The organism is Mesorhizobium sp. M7D.F.Ca.US.004.03.1.1 (assembly GCF_003998635.1).
Taxonomy (GTDB): Bacteria; Pseudomonadota; Alphaproteobacteria; order Rhizobiales; family Rhizobiaceae; genus Mesorhizobium; species Mesorhizobium loti.
In genome coordinates this window covers 1-547 of sequence record NZ_RZQG01001698.1, presented here as the reverse complement: position 1 = coordinate 547, position 547 = coordinate 1, and the positions used below count along the sequence as shown (strand labels likewise).

Below are 547 nucleotides of genomic sequence, written 5' to 3'. Positions count from 1 at the left end.
CCTGCTCCATCGGCAGCATGTTGATCAGCGCCTTGCCGCGCGACTGGGGATTGCCGATCGGCAGCCGCCAGACCTTTTCCTTGTAGACGATGCCGCGCGAGGAGAAGAACAGCACCGGCGTATGCGTGTTGGCCACGAACAGCCGGGTGACGAAATCCTCTTCCTTGGTCGACATGCCGGAGCGGCCCTTGCCGCCGCGGCGCTGCGCCCGGTAGAGCGACAGCGGCACGCGCTTGATGTAGCCGGAATGGCTCACCGTCACGACCATGTCCTCGCGCTGGATCAGGTCCTCGTCTTCCATGTCCGACCCACCATCGGTGAGCTCGGTACGGCGCGGCGTGCCGAACTCGTCGCGTACGGCGGCAAGCTCGTCCTTGACGATCTGCTGGACGCGCGCGCGGGACGACAAAATGTCCAGATAATCAATGATTTCGGCGCCGATCGTGTTCAACTCGTCAGCGATTTCGTCGCGGCCGAGCGCGGTCAGGCGCTGCAGGCGCAGCTCGAGAATGGCGCGCGCCTGTTCCTCGGACAGATTGTAGGTGCC

Annotated in this window: 1 protein-coding gene; it reads right to left on the bottom strand. The window is 64.4% G+C overall.

All coding sequences use genetic code 11. The features are described from left to right. Nucleotides 1-547 (bottom strand): DNA gyrase C-terminal beta-propeller domain-containing protein (locus EN935_RS39560; RefSeq protein WP_281040429.1); only part of this gene is annotated, 547 nt, incomplete at both ends.